The organism is Nocardia sp. NPDC004168, assembly GCF_040610355.1.
In the GTDB taxonomy this organism is placed as follows: Bacteria; Actinomycetota; Actinomycetes; order Mycobacteriales; family Mycobacteriaceae; genus Nocardia; species Nocardia sichangensis.
Window position 1 is genome coordinate 1 of record NZ_JBEXME010000011.1, and the last position, 16565, is coordinate 16565.

General features: G+C 69.6%; 20 protein-coding genes and 1 riboswitch. Of the genes, 10 read left to right on the plus strand and 10 right to left on the minus strand.

What is annotated here, in order from left to right:
• The first annotated feature begins 239 nt into the window (after positions 1–239).
• Complete coding sequence (locus ABZW96_RS20365; protein WP_355076714.1) at positions 240–680, plus strand: OsmC family peroxiredoxin; 441 nt, start codon at positions 240–242, stop codon at positions 678–680.
• Between the two features lie 61 nt (positions 681–741).
• Here ABZW96_RS20365 and ABZW96_RS20370 read toward each other — a convergent pair whose 3' ends face one another.
• The 4 genes from ABZW96_RS20370 to mhuD form a co-directional block, all read right to left on the minus strand.
• The gene (locus ABZW96_RS20370) at positions 742–1053 is read right to left on the minus strand and encodes a hypothetical protein (RefSeq protein ID WP_355076716.1); all 312 of its coding nucleotides are present in this window, start codon (positions 1051–1053) and stop codon (positions 742–744) included.
• A 35-nt stretch (positions 1054–1088) separates the two neighbouring features.
• On the minus strand, positions 1089–1895 hold the full coding sequence (locus tag ABZW96_RS20375) for a CbtA family protein (RefSeq protein WP_355076718.1): 807 nt from the start codon (positions 1893–1895) through the stop codon (positions 1089–1091).
• A complete protein-coding gene (locus tag ABZW96_RS20380; protein WP_039794710.1) occupies positions 1886–2080 on the minus strand; it encodes a CbtB-domain containing protein in 195 nt (64 codons plus the stop codon). The genes ABZW96_RS20375 and ABZW96_RS20380 overlap by 10 nt, the downstream gene beginning before the upstream one ends.
• A 29-nt stretch (positions 2081–2109) precedes the next feature.
• A riboswitch (cobalamin riboswitch) is annotated at positions 2110–2262 on the minus strand.
• A gap of 78 nt (positions 2263–2340) precedes the next feature.
• Positions 2341–2655: a mycobilin-forming heme oxygenase MhuD gene (gene mhuD / locus ABZW96_RS20385; RefSeq protein WP_355076719.1), complete on the minus strand. Its 315-nt coding sequence runs from the start codon at positions 2653–2655 to the stop codon at positions 2341–2343.
• A 58-nt stretch (positions 2656–2713) separates the two neighbouring features.
• Here mhuD and ABZW96_RS20390 point away from each other — a divergent pair, with 58 nt between their 5' ends.
• On the plus strand, positions 2714–3460 hold the full coding sequence (locus ABZW96_RS20390; protein WP_355076721.1) for an alpha/beta hydrolase: 747 nt from the start codon (positions 2714–2716) through the stop codon (positions 3458–3460).
• Positions 3461–3481: 21 nt separating this feature from the next.
• On the opposite strand, the gene ABZW96_RS20395 is transcribed toward ABZW96_RS20390, so the two are convergent.
• Positions 3482–4402: an A/G-specific adenine glycosylase gene (locus tag ABZW96_RS20395; protein ID WP_355076722.1), complete on the minus strand. Its 921-nt coding sequence runs from the start codon at positions 4400–4402 to the stop codon at positions 3482–3484.
• Positions 4403–4490: 88 nt separating this feature from the next.
• On the opposite strand from ABZW96_RS20395, the gene ABZW96_RS20400 reads away from it, so the two are divergent.
• Entirely contained in the window at positions 4491–5114 is a 624-nt protein-coding gene (locus ABZW96_RS20400) for a carbonic anhydrase (RefSeq protein WP_355076724.1), read from the plus strand.
• Between the two features lie 124 nt (positions 5115–5238).
• Positions 5239–5886, plus strand: a complete 648-nt coding sequence (locus ABZW96_RS20405) for a hypothetical protein (protein WP_355076726.1) — start codon at positions 5239–5241, stop codon at positions 5884–5886.
• A 9-nt stretch (positions 5887–5895) separates the two neighbouring features.
• Here ABZW96_RS20405 and radA read toward each other — a convergent pair whose 3' ends face one another.
• Positions 5896–7293 (minus strand): DNA repair protein RadA, encoded by a 1398-nt coding sequence (radA, locus tag ABZW96_RS20410; RefSeq protein ID WP_355076728.1) that lies wholly within the window; start codon positions 7291–7293, stop codon positions 5896–5898.
• A 95-nt stretch (positions 7294–7388) separates the two neighbouring features.
• Positions 7389–8129: a hypothetical protein gene (locus tag ABZW96_RS20415; RefSeq protein WP_355076730.1), complete on the minus strand. Its 741-nt coding sequence runs from the start codon at positions 8127–8129 to the stop codon at positions 7389–7391.
• Positions 8130–8528: 399 nt separating this feature from the next.
• On the opposite strand from ABZW96_RS20415, the gene carD reads away from it, so the two are divergent.
• From carD to ABZW96_RS20445, 6 genes are all read left to right on the plus strand, one after another.
• Complete coding sequence (gene carD / locus ABZW96_RS20420) at positions 8529–9017, plus strand: RNA polymerase-binding transcription factor CarD (protein ID WP_011206964.1); 489 nt, start codon at positions 8529–8531, stop codon at positions 9015–9017.
• Between the two features lie 2 nt (positions 9018–9019).
• Positions 9020–9745 carry a 2-C-methyl-D-erythritol 4-phosphate cytidylyltransferase gene (gene ispD, locus ABZW96_RS20425; protein ID WP_355076732.1) on the plus strand — a complete coding sequence of 242 codons (726 nt, stop codon included), beginning with the start codon at positions 9020–9022 and terminating at the stop codon, positions 9743–9745.
• Between the two features lie 2 nt (positions 9746–9747).
• Positions 9748–10215 carry a 2-C-methyl-D-erythritol 2,4-cyclodiphosphate synthase gene (gene ispF / locus ABZW96_RS20430; RefSeq protein WP_062968866.1) on the plus strand — a complete coding sequence of 156 codons (468 nt, stop codon included), beginning with the start codon at positions 9748–9750 and terminating at the stop codon, positions 10213–10215.
• Between the two features lie 64 nt (positions 10216–10279).
• A complete protein-coding gene (cysS, locus tag ABZW96_RS20435) occupies positions 10280–11686 on the plus strand; it encodes a cysteine--tRNA ligase (RefSeq protein WP_355076734.1) in 1407 nt (468 codons plus the stop codon).
• Positions 11686–12663, plus strand: coding sequence for a 23S rRNA (guanosine(2251)-2'-O)-methyltransferase RlmB (gene rlmB, locus ABZW96_RS20440; protein WP_355076736.1), 978 nt, complete (start codon positions 11686–11688; stop codon positions 12661–12663). The genes cysS and rlmB overlap by 1 nt, the downstream gene beginning before the upstream one ends.
• A 259-nt stretch (positions 12664–12922) precedes the next feature.
• Positions 12923–13201 carry a DUF4190 domain-containing protein gene (locus tag ABZW96_RS20445; protein WP_355076737.1) on the plus strand — a complete coding sequence of 93 codons (279 nt, stop codon included), beginning with the start codon at positions 12923–12925 and terminating at the stop codon, positions 13199–13201.
• Between the two features lie 88 nt (positions 13202–13289).
• Here the strand turns inward: ABZW96_RS20445 and ABZW96_RS20450 are convergent, their stop codons facing one another.
• From ABZW96_RS20450 to ABZW96_RS20460, 3 genes are all read right to left on the minus strand, one after another.
• A complete protein-coding gene (locus ABZW96_RS20450) occupies positions 13290–14096 on the minus strand; it encodes an enoyl-CoA hydratase-related protein (RefSeq protein WP_355076739.1) in 807 nt (268 codons plus the stop codon).
• A gap of 55 nt (positions 14097–14151) precedes the next feature.
• A complete protein-coding gene (locus tag ABZW96_RS20455; protein WP_355076741.1) occupies positions 14152–15324 on the minus strand; it encodes an acyl-CoA dehydrogenase family protein in 1173 nt (390 codons plus the stop codon).
• Between the two features lie 253 nt (positions 15325–15577).
• Entirely contained in the window at positions 15578–16447 is an 870-nt protein-coding gene (locus tag ABZW96_RS20460) for a metal ABC transporter permease (protein ID WP_355076743.1), read from the minus strand.
• Positions 16448–16565 lie beyond the last annotated feature (118 nt).

Here is a 16565-nt window from a genome sequence, read left to right on the forward strand (position 1 = left end):
CCGCTCGGTGCGGGGCGCTTGCTGGCCCTGGCGTTGATCCTCGGCGGCATCGTGCTGGCGAGGATCACGAATCCGGAGTAGAACTCCGCGCGGATTCGTTTGGCGCGCCGGTGCTTTACCGCGCGGCGCGCGCGCCCGGGGCGTCGGGCGAACCCGATCGGCGAACAGGTGGGCCGGGACGAATCGGCCGGGGTAGGTTCGTGCTGAATCGTGAAACGATCATCGGCGAAAGGACCGTGATGCCCACACGTACCGCGCGTACCGCCTGGACCGGCACCCTGCAGGAGGGTTCGGGCCAGGTCGAACTGGCCAGTTCGGGGGTCGGTAAGTACGACGTGTCGTTCCCCAAGCGCTCCGCCGAGGAGGCCGACGGCACCACCAGCCCGGAGGAACTGATCGCGGCCGCGCACTCCTCGTGCTACGCGATGGCGCTGTCGGCGCAGATCGGCAACGCGGGCGGCACCCCGGACAGCCTGGACGTCACCGCCGACGTGACCCTCGGCCCCGATCCGGCGGGCGGCTTTCGGATCACCGGGATCAAGCTGACCGTTCGCGGTCGCGTCTCCGGCATCGACGCCGACGCCTTCCAGGCCGCCGCCGAAGCCGCCAAGGCGGGCTGCCCCGTCAGCAAGGCCCTCGCCGGCGTCGACCACATCACCCTCGACGCCGCACTCGCGTAGTCCGCGCAGGCTTCGTGCCCCGCACCGGGACAGGTGCGGGGCACGAAACCGTTGGGGGCAGTCAGCGTTTGCGGAAGTAGCGCCGGGCGTGGCGGGTGTAGAGAGCCGGGATGGCGATCAGCAGGTGGGCCCAGCGGTCGCCGTAGGTCATGCGCACCGCGACGGCCAGCACCAGAAGGTAGAGCGCCGCGCGGAACCCCAACCCCGTCGCGAGGCTCGCCGGGTCGGCAGTCGAGAACGCGCGGACGGCTCGCGTGATCGCCTCGGCGCCACCCGCGACCAACGCGACGAACGCGACGCGGACGGCGTGCGGCGGTCCACCCGGGTGGACACGCGGCGAAGCGGGCCAGACGGAAAAGGCAGTGCCGGTCATGGGACCGACACTGCCTGAATGTTTCCGGACGCGAATCACTCCCCGGTAGCGGCGGCTACCGGTACCCGGGTATCGGTACGCGTCGCGAACTCGGTGAGCGCCGCGAAACCGAGAGCAAGGCAGGCCCACAGGGTCGCGGTCTCGGCCAGCGACGCCACCCGGAACTGCCACAGCAGGGTGGCCGGGAAATCCGCGCTCACCTCGTTCACGCCGGGCAGCAGGACGTAGCCGAGGGTGGTGACCAGTACGAACGCGGCGACGCCACCGATCAGCCGGAAAGTGGGCAATTGCGCGCGCAGCGCGGTGAACGCCGCCACCGCCGCACCGACCGCCACGATGCCGAGCACGACGGCCGCCACCCACAGCAGGGTGCGTTCGTTGATGGTGTCCGGGTCGCCCACCGCCGGTGGGTTGGCCGGGTACTTGAAGAAAGGCACCGCGACGATCGCGGCCCAACCGGCCACACCGAGCGTCAGCGCGAGCCGCGGCCCGGACAGCGTGGTGTGGCGCCGCGCGAAATGCGCGACCGAGGCGTAGATGGCGCCGAGAGCGAGACCGGCCAACCCCAGGGCGAGAAACTGTCCGAACTTCTGGCCGCCGCGGCTCACCAGCGGTTCTTCCTCGTCACCGTGGGAATGCCCGCCAGGAGATTCGGCGTGCTCGCCGTGAGAGTGCCCGTCAGCGGCTCCGGCGTGTTCGCTGTGCGCTTCCTCGATGGCGATGGCCGCTTCCACCTTGGGTTCGCCGACGAAATAACCGACTGTGGCGGCCAGCAGCCCGGCGATCAGACCGGCCAGCAGGCCGCGCAACAGCAGTGTTCGGAGTGAACCGATCAGTGGCACGGAAGCCCCAGCAGGTGGCGTCCGTCGTGCATCAGCTCATGCAGATACATCCCGCTGCGCGAGATGACGCCCTGGTCGAAACCGACCAGGTACAGCGTGAGCAGTGCGAGAAGAACGACACCGACCGTGACGAGCACGGTGGCCAGGGAATCGGTTGCCCGGCTGGGTGAATGCGCGATGGCCATTCGAGTCCTCCTTGGGATACGCGTCCCGTAGGGTGGTGGCGCGACGGTGCCGGTGTCTGGCTTTCCGGCACCGGACTCGGTGCGTGGAACACAGTGGCGCGACCGCTCCGGAATCGCACCGGAATTACCGCGTCACCCTCGCGTTTGTCCTTCGAACTGTGACACCCGCACACCCCCGGCGTCAACCGGGTCCGGCACGGGCGTACCACGGCGTCGGGCGAGTCGCCGGGCAGGCGGGCCTGCCCGGCGGTGCCTCGGACTCAGTCGGCGGGCTTCGCGTCCACGTCGAGCACGACCTCGAACTCGAGCAGCGACGCACCGGTCGAGACCGGCTTCTGCCGCTCGCCCGCGTGCGCCTCGCGCGCAGGTCCGTCCCGCCAGGCCGCGAAGGACTCTTCCGAATCCCATTGGGTGACCACGAAATACCGCTTCTCTCCGGCCACCGGGCGCAGCAGCTGGAAGCCGAGGAAGCCGGGGGAGTTCTCGACCGCGTGCGCACGGTGGGCGAACCGCTTCTCCAGCTCGGGGCCCGCGCCCTCGGGAACCTCGATCGCGTTGATCTTCACAACAGCCATGTGTCCAAGCTAGCGGCTGATGCCGAGCAGATGCTCGGTGCCTCGTATTGTCGAACCGATGTTGCACGACGAAGGCGGAGCAGGCGCGCCGATCCTGCTGTTGCACGGCCTGATGGGCAGCGCGCGCACCTGGCGCGATCAGCTGGACTGGCTGCGCGAGCACGGCCACGTCTACACCTTCGACGCCGCCGGGCACGGCAGGCCCGCACCCGAGAAATTGACGACCGAGGCCTTCATCGCGGACCTCGCCACGGGCACCGCCGCGATCGCGGAACCGATGGTGGTGATCGGGCATTCGATGGGTGCGCTGCACGGCTGGGTGTTCGCGGCGACTCACCCCGACCGGGTGCGGGCGCTGGTGATCGAGGACATCGCGCCGGATTTCACCGGCCGCACCGCGACGCACTGGGCGGCGATGATCGAGGCCTGGCCGCAGCCATTCCCTGACGACGAAGCCGTACTGTCCTTCTTCGGGCCGGTCGCCGGGCGGTATTTCCTGAACTCTTTCGAACGCGGGCCGGAGGGATACCGGCTGCACGGGTCGGTCACCACTTTCCGCGATATCTCCGAGGAGTGGGGGACGCGGGATTTCTGGCAGCACTGGCATGCGGTGCGAGTGCCCGCCCTGCTGCTGGAGGGCGAGCACAGCATCACACCGCCGGGGCAGATGCGGCAGATGGCCGCCGACCATCCGGGCGCCGACTATGTCTTGGTGCCCGGTGCGGGACACCTCGTGCACGACGACCAACCGGAGCGCTACCGAGCGGAGGTCGAGCGCTTCCTGCGGCGGGTCCTTGGCAGCTAGGGCAGGAGTCCATCTCGGCGTTCAGCTGTCGGCCCCAGGAGTCCCGCCCTCGCCCGCCAATGCGAACAACCCGCCGGGTGTTTGTTCGATCAGTCCGTCCACCAGCAGCGAGTCCAACGCGCGGTCGCGCTGGCCCGGGTCGCGAGTCCAGGCCAGATCCAGGCGCACCCGCTCCACCGGGCCGCTCGCGGCGCGCAGCACGTCCAACAGCCGACCGCGCGCTTGGCGATCGGTGCCCTCGTACTTCTGCGTGCGGCGGACCACTTCGCTCACCGGTCGCCCGGCGGTGACCCACGCGCAGCTCGGCAGCGGGCAGCGCGAGCAATCGGGGGTGCGGGCGGTGCACACGGTCGCACCCAGTTCCATGAGGGCGGCGGAGAACACCGCGGCCCGATCGATCCGCAGCGGCAGCAGCGCCTCGGTCTCGGGGAGATCGCGCGACGACGGGTTGCCCGCTTCCGCGCGCCCGTGCACCGCCCTGGCAACCACCCGGCGGACGTTCGTGTCCACCACCGGAACGCGTTGTCCGTAGGCGAAACAGGCGACGGCGCGCGCGGTGTACGCGCCGATGCCCGGTAGCCCGAGCAGTACCTCCACGTCGGCGGGCACCTCGTCGCCGTGCTCGCTCGCCAGCACCCTCGCGCACTCGTGCAGCCGCAGCGCACGGCGCGGGTACCCGAGCTTGCCCCAGGCCCGCAGCACTTCCGCCTGCGACGAGGCGGCCATCGCCGAAGGGACCGGCCAGCGCGCCACCCATTCCCGCCAGATCGGCTCGACCCGGACCACGGGCGTTTGCTGAAGCATGATCTCGCTCATCAGGATCTGCCACGCCGTGACGCCGGGGCGGCGCCACGGCAGATCCCGGGCGGTCTCCTGGTACCAGTCCAGCAACGTGTCGGCGTCGATGCCGTTCGGTGCGCCGTTCCGCACTGTCCTCACCATCCCCGTACTACTGCCGCCAGACGGTATTTGCCCGCCTGTAACCGGCCGAACTCGCTGGTAACCGTAACTGTCCTGCACAATGGTCGGTATGCCGGATTCCAACCCGATCAGTGCCTGGAAGTCCCTGCGCGAAGGCAACGAGCGCTTCGTCAGCGGTGCGCTGCTGCATCCTAGCCAGGGCGCCGCAGACCGGGCCAAACTCGTCAGCGGCCAGCACCCGCACGCGATCCTGTTCGGTTGCGGTGACTCCAGGGTCGCCGCCGAATTGATCTTCGACCAGGGCCTCGGCGACATGTTCGTGGTGCGTACCGCGGGCCATGTGGTCGACAGCTCGGTGCTCGGCTCGATCGAGTACGGGGTGCAGGTGCTCAACGTGCCGCTCATCGTAGTGCTCGGGCACGACAGCTGCGGAGCCGTGAAGGCCACTATCGACGCGCTCGACGGCGGCGAGGTGCCCGGCGGATTCATCCGCAGCGTGGTCGAGCGGGTCGCGCCGTCCATCCTGGTCGGACGGCGCGAAGGCCTGTCCACCGTCGACGAGATGGAGGCCAGGCACGTGGTGGAGACCAGCCGCCTGCTCATGCAGCGGTCGATGATCATCTCGCAGCGGGTCGCGACCGGTGAGTGCGCCATCGCCTGCGTGACCTACAAACTGGCCGAGGGCAAAGTGCAGTTGCACCGGGTTGTCGGCAACATCGGCGAGGTGGTCTGAGGCTGCCGCGCGCCCGCCATCGCCCCAGCGTGCCGGCGGAATGTACTCGTCGCCCGCGGGTGCGGGCGGCCGACACGCCGTGCCCCTGAGACGATGCGCCCGATGGTGCCCTTACCGTTGAGGCGTGCTGGAACCGAATGGACCGCTGCCACCGGAGATCTACTGGCGTCGACGCGTGTTCGCCATCGGGATCCTGGTGGTGGCCCTGGCGCTGGTGATCTGGGTCGTGCTCGCGGTCGCGCGTGGCGGCGACTCGCCCGGTGACACCGCGGCCGCCGGGACCAGCTCGGTCGTGACCAAGTCCGCCGACGGGGCGGCCAAGCCGTCGGGCGAGTCCGGCGTGCCGAAGTCCTCCGCGGCGGCAACCAGCGTCGCGGCAGGCCCGTGCCCGGACCAATCGCTGGCGATCAAGGTGACCGTCGAGCAGCCCACCTACAAGACGGGCGAGCAGCCGGTGTTCGGGATCGTCATCACCAACATCTCGGCGATGGCCTGCACCCGCGATATGGGTTCCGGTCTGCAACAGGTGTCGGTGCACACGCTCGACGGCCAGCGGCGCCTGTGGTCGAGCACCGACTGCTACCCGGACGGCCAGCCCGACGTCCGCACGATGAGCCGCGGCGAGCAGGCCGCGTTCACGGTGACCTGGTCGGGCACCACATCCCAGCCCAACTGCGCGGGCGAACGCGTCCAAGTCCCACCGGGTGCGTACAGCGTTGTCGCGCAATTGGGTTCGGTACGCAGCATGGCCGAGCCGTTCAACATCGCTTGAGAGGGTAGGTCAGCTGGCGGCCTCCTCAGGGGCGGCGCGTAGTTTGCGCAGGCCCGCTATGCGGATGGCGGAGCGGAGGTCGGTGACCTCGTGAATCTTCATGGTGCTTTTCACCGGGGCGAGGCCGGGGGGTACCAGGGCGGTGGTGAAGCCGAGGCGTTCGGCTTCGGCCAGTCTGCGGTTGAGGCCGGTTACCTTGCGGACCTCACCGGCCAGTCCGACCTCACCGAGGATCACCCAGCCCGGGGGGATCGGGACGTCGGACTCGGCGCTGGCGATGGCGAGCGCGATGGCCAGGTCGGCGGACGGCTCGACCAGGCGCATGCCGCCGACCGTCGCGGCGTAGACGTCGCTCTTGCCGACGAACACCCGGCCGCGGCTCTGCAGGACGGCCAGCACCATGGCGACCCGGTTGTAGTCCAGACCGCTCACCGCGCGGCGCGGCTGCGGGATCTCGGTCTTCACGGTCAGGCCCTGCACCTCGCCGACCAGCGGACGCTTGCCGTCCATCGCGACGGTCACCGCCGTGCCCGGCACGGAATCCGTTCGATGGTGCAGGAACAGGCCGGACGGGTCGTCGACACAGGCGATGCCGTCCTCGTGCAGCTCGAAGCAGCCCACCTCGTCGGCGCTGCCGAAGCGGTTCTTGATGCCGCGCACCATGCGTAACGTGGAGTTCTTGTCGCCTTCGAACTGGAGGACCACGTCGACCAGGTGCTCGAGCGTGCGCGGGCCCGCGACGTTGCCGTCCTTGGTGACGTGCCCGACCAGCAGCACCGCGATCCCGCTCGCCTTGGCCAGCGAGGTCAGCGCGGCGGTCACCTCGCGCACCTGGGTGACGCCGCCGATCACGCCGTCCACCTCCGGGGCGAGCATGGTCTGCACCGAGTCGACCACCAGAAGCGTCGGCCGCACCTGCTCGACGTGTCCCAGCACGATCGACAGGTCCGATTCCGCCGCCAGATAGACCCGGTCGTGCACCGCGCCGGTGCGATCGGCCCGCAGCCGGACCTGCCCCGCCGACTCCTCGGCGGTGACGTACAGCGACTTCTCGTCGCGCTGAGCCGCCCAGCGATGCGCCACCTCGAGCAGCAGCGTCGACTTGCCCACCCCCGGCTCGCCGGACAGCAACACCACCGATCCCGGCACCACCCCGCCGCCGAGCACGCGGTCCAACTCGGTGACGCCCGTCGGCCGCGCTCTGGTGACCTTGGAATCGATCTGCGAAATCGGCGCGGCCGCGGTGCTCGGCAACATCGCCTTGCGCCCAGGAGACCCGACCGCACCCGCCGCGGCGACTACTTCGTCGACGGTGCCCCAAGCCCCGCATTCGGGGCACTTGCCCACCCATTTGGCGACTTCATGCGAACAGGCGGAGCAGCGGAAGGTCGGCTTGGTCTTTGCCACACCGGCACCATACGCACCAGGGCCGACAGTGTTGGATTTGCCGCGACTGCGTCGCGAACACGCAGCGCCGCAGGCGCTGCGAATCAGACACAGCCTCAGTGACCGCCGGTGTGCTCGGCTTCGGCCGGGCCCGACTTGTCGGACTCGTGGCGCTCGGTGTGCTGGCCCGCGTCGACCGGGACCTGGACCTGGACGGTGCCGTTCTGCTTGAAGTTGAACGAGACGTTGTAGGTCAGGCCGGGGGCGATGTCCTTGGTCAGGCCGGTGATCTCGATCAGGATCGGGTTGGCCTCCGGGTCCTCGGCGGCGGCCGGGGAGCCGTGCGACTCGGCGGTGGTGGTCGGCGCGGCGGAGCGCGGCGCTGAGGTGGGCGCACCGGCGCTCGTGGTCGGCGCGGCGCTGGTGGTGGTCGACGCGGCCTCGCGCTTGACCGGCTGGCTCGCCGCGACGACGGTCTGCTGCGGGGCGAGTTCGACGACCGACTTGCCGGAGGCGGGGGTGATCTTGACGGTGCCGAGGTCGGTCGTGATGCTGGTCAGCTCGTCGGGGACGGACTCGCCGTTGTTGATGATGGACAGCGCGATGAGCGCCTTGCCGCCCTTGGCGTTGTTGTACGCGGTGCCCTCGGACGGGTACACGATGTGCACGTTGCGCAGCGCGATGCGGCCCACGTCGGCGTGGTTGCCGTTCACGGCGGCGACCTGTTCGGCGGTCTGCGCGATCTGGCCCGCGCCGCAGCCGGACAGCGCGATCGCCGCTCCGGCGGCGAGTGCGGCAACCGTCACCATGCGACGTCGCGCCCCCTTCGGGGCGGTCACAGCTTTCAGGGCAGTCACGGGTTGTCCCTCCATGTCGACCGGGCTCTGGCTCCGCGCGGGAGCGTAGTAACTAGGCAGCGTAGTAGTTCCCTCGAGAGCCCGGGCGCGGGGGCCGGGTCGAACTCGGGGTTCGGCCCGGGCGCATGCGACGGGGCCACGGGGGCGTCCGCGCCGACACCCGGCGTGTCGATAACGGTTCGATCGAACTTCGGAGGTTGCCACGAAGGTGCCGGCGCGTGGGCGGCGAGCGGCGCCGACTCCAGCCGGGAGATAACCCGTTCTGGCACAACGTAATGCACACAGCCTGGCATCTGTCAAGCCCCACGGTTGCCTCGTTGTGGCCCTGACCTGCACAGTTGATCGCGCCGTTATCGAGTCGCATGTTAAACTGTGAACATCGAAAGGGGCACGGGACACATGATTTTTAAGGTCGGAGACACCGTCGTTTACCCCCACCACGGAGCGGCGCTGATCGAAGCAATCGAGACTCGCACCATAAAGGGTGAGCAAAAAGAGTATCTGGTCCTGAAGGTCGCCCAAGGCGATCTCACTGTTCGGGTTCCCGCGGAGAACGCCGAATACGTCGGCGTGCGTGACGTCGTGGGTCAGGAGGGTCTCGATCGGGTCTTCCAGGTGCTTCGCGCGCCGCATACGGAGGAGCCGACCAACTGGTCCCGCCGCTACAAGGCCAACCTCGAGAAGCTCGCTTCCGGCGATGTGAACAAGGTGGCCGAGGTCGTCCGCGATCTGTGGCGCCGGGAACAGGACCGCGGCCTGTCCGCGGGTGAGAAGCGCATGCTCGCCAAGGCTCGGCAGATTCTTGTCGGTGAGCTCGCGCTGGCCGAAGGCACCGATGACGGCAAGGCTGAGACCCTGCTCGATGAGGTCCTCGCAGCGGCTTCCTGACCGTGAACACACCTGACAACGGTGTCCGTTCCACCGACGGACCCGTCGTTGCTCTGGTGCCTGCCGCCGGTCGTGGCGTGCGTCTGGGTGAATCCGCACCCAAGGCGTTCGTCCCGGTCGGCGGCACACCCATGGTCCGGCTCGCCGTCGAAGGCTTGATCGCCTCCGGCGCGGTCGAGCGGATCATCGTGATGGTTCCCGCCGAACTCGTCGACAGCGCCGTTGCCCTGCTGCCGCCCACGAATTCGGTCCAGGTGGTCGTCGGCGGCGCCGAACGCATCGACTCGGTGCGGGCGGGTATCGCCGCGGCGCCCGACGCCGCCTACTTTCTGGTGCACGACGCCGCCCGAGCGCTCACGCCGCCCGAGCTCATCGCCCGGGTCGCGGCGGAACTGCGGGCGGGCCGTCCCGCCGTGGTCCCCGGGCTCCCGGTGGCCGACACCATCAAGTCCGTCGACGCGGTCGGCGCGGTGACCGGCACGCCCGACCGCGCCCGGTTGCGCGCGATCCAGACGCCGCAGGGTTTCGCGGCCGACTTGCTGCGCTCCGCCTACGCGCCCGAGGGCATCCAGGCGACCGATGACGCGGGCCTGGTCGAGCGGCTGGGCGTCGCGGTCCACACCATTCCCGGCGATCCGCTCGCCTTCAAGATCACCACTCCACTCGACCTCCGGCTCGCCGACGCGGTGCTCGACGGCGCGGGCATCGGACGGGCGGTGACGCCGTGACCATGCGCGTCGGCATCGGCAGCGACGTCCATCCGATCGAAGCGGGCAGGCCCTGCTGGATGGCCGGTCTTCTGTTCGACGGCGACGACGGCTGCGCGGGCCACTCGGACGGCGACGTCGCCGCGCACGCCCTCTGCGACGCGCTGCTGTCCGCGGCGGGCCTCGGCGATGTCGGCGCGGTATTCGGCACCGGACGCCCCGAATGGGCGGGCGTCTCCGGCGCGGCCATGCTGAAGGAAGTGCGCCGCCTGCTGGACGAGGCGGGCTTCGAGGTGGTCAACGCCGCGGTGCAGGTGATCGGCAATCGCCCCAAGATCGGGCCTCGGCGCGCCGAGGCGCAACAGGTACTCGGCGAGCTCCTCGACGCCCCGGTCTCGGTGTCCGGCACCACCACCGACGGGCTCGGCCTGACCGGTCGCGGCGAGGGCGTCGCCGCCGTGGCGACGGCCTTGCTGCAAGCCTGTCGTTGATCCAGCTCCGACGGACCCGAGCCGGTCCGTGAACGACCTTATACACCAGCTAGGATCGACTGCCGTGACGCTGCGCCTCTTTGACACCGACACGCGGACCGTGCGCGATTTCGCGCCCTTGGTCCCCGGCCGTGCTTCGGTGTACCTCTGTGGCGCTACCGTGCAGGGCGAGCCGCACATCGGCCATGTGCGTAGCGGAGTCGCGTTCGACGTGCTGCGACGCTGGCTGCTCGCGCATGACATCGACGTCTTCTTCATCCGCAACGTCACCGATATCGAGGACAAGATCCTCACCAAGGCCGCCGAGGCGGGCAGGCCGTGGTGGGAGTGGGCCGCCACGCACGAGCGCGCCTTCGATCGCGCCTACGAACGGCTCGGTGTGCTGCCGCCATCCGCGGAGCCCAGGGCCACCGGCCACATCACGCAGATGGTCGAGATGATGCGGCGGCTGATCGATCGCGGTCACGCCTACGCTTCGGAGGGCAACGTCTACTTCGACGTGGTCAGTTACCCCGATTACGGCAAGCTGTCCGGCCACAAGCTCGACGACGTGCATCAAGGCGAGAGCGCGGGCGAAGGCAAACGCGATCCGCGTGACTTCACCTTGTGGAAGGCGGCCAAGCCGGGCGAGCCGACCTGGCCGTCCCCGTGGGGCCCCGGCCGCCCCGGCTGGCACCTGGAGTGCTCCGCGATGGCCGAGTTCTATCTCGGTGCGGAATTCGACATCCATTGCGGCGGAATGGATCTGGTGTTCCCGCACCATGAGAACGAGATCGCCCAGTCGAAGGGCGCCGGTGACGGCTTCGCCAGGTACTGGCTGCACAACGGCTGGGTGACCATGGGCGGGGAGAAGATGTCCAAGTCGCTGGGCAACGTGCTCTCCGTGCCGAACGTGCTGAAGCAGGTGCGGGCCGTCGAACTGCGGTTCTACCTGGGTAGCGCGCACTACCGCTCGATGCTGGAGTACTCGGACAAGGCGCTGCACGACGCGGCGCAGTCCTATCAGCGCATCGAGGCGTTCGTGAACCGGGTGGTGGACCGGGCCGGTGAGATCCCGGTGGGCAAGTGGACCGACGCGTTCGCCGCCGCGCTCGACGACGATCTCGCGGTGCCGAAGGCGCTGGCGGAGATCCATCGCGCGGTGCACGAGGGCAACAAGGCGCTGGAGGTCGGCGCGATCGACTCCGCGCGCGACCTGGCGAGCCAGGTGCGTGCCATGCTCGCCATTCTCGGTGTCGACCCGCTCGATCCGCACTGGTACACACCGAGCGATTCCTCGGCCGCGCTCGGCGCGCTGGACGTGCTGGTGCGTGCGGAACTCGACCGCCGTCAGGAGGCGCGGGCCGCGAAGGACTGGGCGGCCGCCGACGCCGTGCGCGATCGTCTGCAGTCCGCGGGGATCGAGGTCACCGACACGGCCGGCGGTCCCGAATGGGCGCTCGGTGCGCCGCAACCCGGAAAGGCCAAGTGATGGCAGGCAATTCGCAGCGCCGCGGCGCGGTCCGCAAGAGCGGCAGCAAGAAGGGTGCCGTGGTCGGCTCCGGCGGCAAGCGCAGGCGCGGACTGGAGGGGCGTGGCGCCACCCCGCCCGCCGAGATGCGCACCAAGCATCCCGCCGCCAAGCGCGCGGTCGCGAAAACCAAAGCCGCGCAGGGCCGTCCGTCCGCTCGTGGCGCGGCGGCACGGCCCGCCGGACGCAAGACCGAGGACGGGCCGGAGTTGGTGCTCGGGCGCAACCCGGTGGTCGAGTGCTTGCGTGCCGGCGTGCCCGCGACGGCACTGTACGTCGCGGTCGGCACCGAGAACGACGACCGGCTGACCGAGAGCGTGCGGCTGGCCGCCGACACCGGTATCTCCATCCTGGAGGTGCCGCGCACCGACTTGGATCGGTTGAGCGCCAACGGTTTGCACCAGGGTGTGGCGCTCCAAGTGCCGCCGTATCGCTACGCCCACCCGGACGATCTGCTCGACCGGGTGCGCAACGCCGCCGAGCCCGCGTTGCTGGTGGCGCTGGACAACATCTCCGATCCGCGCAATCTGGGCGCGGTGGTGCGTTCCGTGGCGGCTTTCGGTGGCCACGGCGTCCTGATCCCGCAGCGACGCAGCGCGAGCGTCACCGCGGTGGCCTGGCGCACCAGCGCGGGCGCCGCCGCTCGGCTTCCGGTCGCCCGCGCGACCAATCTCACTCGCACGCTGAAGGATTGGGCGGCTCAGGGCATTCAGGTCGTCGGCTTGGACGCCGGTGGCGATACCACGCTGGACGATTTCGACGGTCGCGAGCCGACCGTGATCGTGGTCGGCTCGGAGGGCAAAGGACTGTCCCGCCTGGTGCGGGAGTCCTGTGACTCGATCTTGTCGATTCCGATGGCGGGCCCGGTGGAATCGTTGAACGCGTCGGTCGCCGCCGGTGTGGTGCTGTCCGAAGTCGCCCGCCAACGCCGCGCCTGAGCACGTTCCCGTGCTGGACTCCCGTTGCCCGGCTCCGGGTGTCCCACGTCGCACTGGCACGCTCCGAGCTGCGGACGGCTCGTAGTTCGCGACGAAAAACGCAGCGCAACAACTCATCTAGCCAGAACATGGGTAGCTCACCGGGCACGCCCAGAACCCGAGTACCACTGAACGCAGGACCTGCCCCCGAATCTCGCGGCTCCCGACCCATACGGCCTAAAAACCCGGAGACGCCGAGGAGCCCAGTAGAATTCGGCTGGTGGTGATACCCAATCAGCCCATTGGCGCGCCGGTCGAGCATCCGAATGCGACGGCGGTGTTGTTTCTCGGCGCGGCGAGCGTCCTCTGCTGCGGAGTGCTGGGGCCGGTGGCGTGGGCGCTGGGACGGCGCGCGCTCGACCAGATCGAGGAATCCGGTGGCGCGTACGGTGGTCGCGCTCAGGTGGTGGTCGGCTACGTCCTCGGCGTCATCGGCACCGTCCTGATGATCGTCTTCGCGCTGCTGTTCCTGTTCATCGTGCTCGGCGGTAATGCTTGAGCGGCGCTGACCGAGTCCCGCGTGGGGCGGAGGGGCGCTACCGCCGGCGGTGACATTCCGCGGCATCGCACTCAGCCGGGCGAGCCGCCTAGTCCAGACTGGGCCGTTCGCGCCCGGCGGTGTCCCAGGCGGGCCATTCCGTGCTGACGCTGCCCGACCAGCTGGGCTGCCTGCGATCCCGGAACGCGGCCATGGCCTCGCCGCCGTCGATGCTCTTGGTCGCGTGCTGGTTGAGATCGGTTTCCAGTTGACCGACCATGGCCGGGTTCATCCCGAGCCCCTCCCAGAGCAGCCGCTTGGACAGTGCCACCGGTAGTGGCGCCGAGCCGTTCGCGATGTCGTGCGCGACGGCCAGCGCCGTCGGTAGCACCTCGCCCGCGGGCAGCGAGCTGTTGGCCACGCCCATCGCCTTCGCCTCGTCGCCGTCGAAGGTGCGCCCCGTCAGCATGATGTCGGCGGCGTTGGCCATGCCGACCAGCCTGGGTAGCGTCCAGTGCGCGTAGCCGTCGGCCAGCACGCCGCGGCGGACCTGATTCAGCCCGTACACCGCGTCGCGTGCCATGTACCGCAGATCGCACTGCAAGGCCAGGGCCAAGCCGATGCCGACCGCGTGGCCGTTGACGGCCGCGATCACCGGTTTGCGCACCCGCCACGGCGGCGGATCGATGGTGGCGCTGACCTCGCCCACCCGATTGGACAGGTCCGCGCCCGCGCAGAACGCGGGCGGGGTGCCGGTGATGATCACGGCACGGATGGCGTCTTCCGAATCGCAGCGCTGCAACGCGGCGCCCAACTCGGCGGCCATCGTGGGGGTGAAGGCATTCTGCTGGGCGGGCCGGTTGAGCGTGAGCACGGCGACGCCCCGGGAGACGTCGACGTGCAGTTCCGAACTCATGCCACAGGATGTTAGCCGACGCGCGCGCAGCTGACCCGGGGCCGAAAGTCCTCGGCTATCCGCGCAGCACCTTGCGCCCGATGGCGTACTTGTGCACCTCGGTGGGCCCGTCGTAGAGGCGGAAGGCGCGCATGTCCCGGAAGATCATCTCGACGACTGTCTCGTCGCTGATGCCGATGCCGCCGAGCACCTGCACGCAGCGGTCGGCGACCTTGAACAACTCCTCGGACACGAACGATTTGGCGATCGAACTCTCGTGCCGTGCCTTCTCGCCGTTGTCCATCAGCCAGCACGCGTGCCAGATGGTCAGCCTGCACTGGTGCAGGGCGATCTCGTTGTCGGCGAGCATGAACGACACGCCCTCGTGTTCGCCGATCGGCTTGCCGAACGCCGTGCGGGTGCGCGCGTGCTCGACGGCGATGCTCTGGGCGCGTTCGGCCGCGCCGAGCCACCGCATGCAATGGGTCAGGCGGGCCGGGGCGAGCCGGAGCTGGGCGTAGCGCAGCGCCTGGCCCGCCTCGCCGAGCAGCGCTTCCCTGGGCAGAGTCAAGTTGTCGAAGCGGACCACACCGTGCCCGGCGACGTAGTTGCGGTCCATCGTGTTCATCGTGCGTTCGATGACGATGCCGGGTTCCGCGCCGTCGGCCAGGAACAGCGTTGGGCCCTCGGGCAGATGCGGGTTGGCGGCGAGGCGGGCCATGATGATCCAGGTCTTCGCGCCGTTCGCCCCGGTGATCAGCCATTTGCGGCCGTTGATGGTGAAGTTCTCGCCGTCGAAGGCGGCGCTGGTGGCCAGCTGGGCCGGGTCGGAGCCGGCCCCGTCGGGCTCGGTCATGGCGAAGACCGAACGCTGGTGGCCCGCGACCACGGGGGCCAGGTAACGCTGGACCTGGTCGGGATCGGCCACCTTGGACAGCAGGAACATGTTGCCCTCGTCGGGCGCCGCGCAGTTCATCGCGACCGGGCCGAGCGTGGACCAGCCCGCCGCCTCGTAGATCACCGCCTGCTCGATGTGGGTCAGTCCGCGTCCGCCGAGCGACTCGGGCGCCTGCACGGTGAGCAGCTTCTCGGCGCGGGCGAGCTCGACGAGTTCCTGCCGCAGCTCGTCGGTCGGCCCGTGCGCGGTCAGGCGCGGGTCGCGCTCGTAGGGGACGATCTTGTCGATGACGAAGCGGCGCACTCGGTCGCGTTCGGCGGCGAGGTCGGCGGGAATCGCGAAGTCGATCATCGTTGGTCACCATTCGTTCGGGGGCGCGATGAGTCGAGCATACGAAAGCATTCGCCAACGACTGAAGGCGGCTGCCATCAAGTTGGTCCGGTTTCCGAGCTAGGCGCTGATCAGCACTGATAGCCGCTGGACTGGCGGTCGCGGCACCGCTCGGCGTTGCGCTCGCCATGAGGTCACCGCCATCACCCGGACGTCGATCGCGAGAACTTCTCGACATGCCGGTGCGGCGTCAGTAGACCGGCGCGCGACGCCTTCAGCGGGCGTGCGCGAGTCTGCGGTCACGGGTGCCGAGCAGGCGGCAGGCCAGGTAGATCAGGAACGAGATCGTGGTGACGAAGGTCGAGACGGGGACGCCAGGCGCGAGCGACAGCAGGATGCCGCCGACGGCGGCGATCTCAGCGAACACCACGGCGAGCACGGTCGCTCGAACCGGGTCCGCGGTGAGCTGGGCGGCCGCGGCGGCCGGGGTGATCAGCAGGGCGAGGACCAGCAGCGCGCCGACGATCTGCACCCCGAACGCCGCCGTGATGCCCAGCAGGACCGCGAACACGATGGACAGCGCCCGCACCGGGACACCGCGCGCCACGGCCACTTCCGGGTCGGAACTGGCGAATAGTAGCGGCCGGTAGACGAAGGCCAGCACCGCGATCACTCCGGCGGTGCAGACGGCGAGCAGGCCGAGCCCGTTGTTGCCGACGCTGACCACTTGGCCGGTCAGCAGGGAGAATTTCGATCCCGCGCGATCGGGGCCCAACCACAGGAACAGCACCGAGAGCCCGAGCCCGAACGAGAGCACCACGGCGATCACCGAATCGCGTTCCCGCGCCCGCGCGCCGAGCAGGCCGAACAACACCGCCGCGACCACCGACCCCGCGATGGCCCCCAAACCGACGCCGACACCGGCCAGCAGCGCGGCGGCGGCTCCGGTCAACGAAAGCTCGCTGGTGCCGTGCACTGCGAACGACATCTGCCTGCTGATGATCAGCGGACCGATCACGCCGGACAGCAGCCCCAGTAGGGCCGCCGCGAGCAGCGCCTGCTGGACGAAACCGTAGGACAGCAGGTTCGCCGTGGTGCCGAAGTCGAGCATCTTGCCGAGGACGCTGGAGAGCTTGTCGGTCACGAACGCACTCCGCTCTGCTCGGGATCCGCCGTCGGACGGTCGCCGTCGCCTTGGCCACGCTCCGCCGAAGCGTGGGCCGCCGTCGAACCGTTGCCGTGGATCGGGTGTCCGGACGCCA

What these genes read in the sequence shown, in the direction of transcription:
- ABZW96_RS20365 (WP_355076714.1), top strand. Translation starts at nt 240, where the DNA reads ATGCCCACACGTACCGCGCGTACCGCCTGGACCGGCACCCTGCAGGAG.
- ABZW96_RS20370 (WP_355076716.1), bottom strand. Translation starts at nt 1,053, where the DNA reads ATGACCGGCACTGCCTTTTCCGTCTGGCCCGCTTCGCCGCGTGTCCAC.
- ABZW96_RS20380 (WP_039794710.1), bottom strand. Translation starts at nt 2,080, where the DNA reads ATGGCCATCGCGCATTCACCCAGCCGGGCAACCGATTCCCTGGCCACC.
- mhuD (WP_355076719.1), bottom strand. Translation starts at nt 2,655, where the DNA reads ATGGCTGTTGTGAAGATCAACGCGATCGAGGTTCCCGAGGGCGCGGGC.
- ABZW96_RS20390 (WP_355076721.1), top strand. Translation starts at nt 2,714, where the DNA reads ATGTTGCACGACGAAGGCGGAGCAGGCGCGCCGATCCTGCTGTTGCAC.
- ABZW96_RS20395 (WP_355076722.1), bottom strand. Translation starts at nt 4,402, where the DNA reads ATGGTGAGGACAGTGCGGAACGGCGCACCGAACGGCATCGACGCCGAC.
- ABZW96_RS20400 (WP_355076724.1), top strand. Translation starts at nt 4,491, where the DNA reads ATGCCGGATTCCAACCCGATCAGTGCCTGGAAGTCCCTGCGCGAAGGC.
- carD (WP_011206964.1), top strand. Translation starts at nt 8,529, where the DNA reads ATGATTTTTAAGGTCGGAGACACCGTCGTTTACCCCCACCACGGAGCG.
- ispF (WP_062968866.1), top strand. Translation starts at nt 9,748, where the DNA reads ATGCGCGTCGGCATCGGCAGCGACGTCCATCCGATCGAAGCGGGCAGG.
- rlmB (WP_355076736.1), top strand. Translation starts at nt 11,686, where the DNA reads ATGGCAGGCAATTCGCAGCGCCGCGGCGCGGTCCGCAAGAGCGGCAGC.
- ABZW96_RS20450 (WP_355076739.1), bottom strand. Translation starts at nt 14,096, where the DNA reads ATGAGTTCGGAACTGCACGTCGACGTCTCCCGGGGCGTCGCCGTGCTC.
- ABZW96_RS20455 (WP_355076741.1), bottom strand. Translation starts at nt 15,324, where the DNA reads ATGATCGACTTCGCGATTCCCGCCGACCTCGCCGCCGAACGCGACCGA.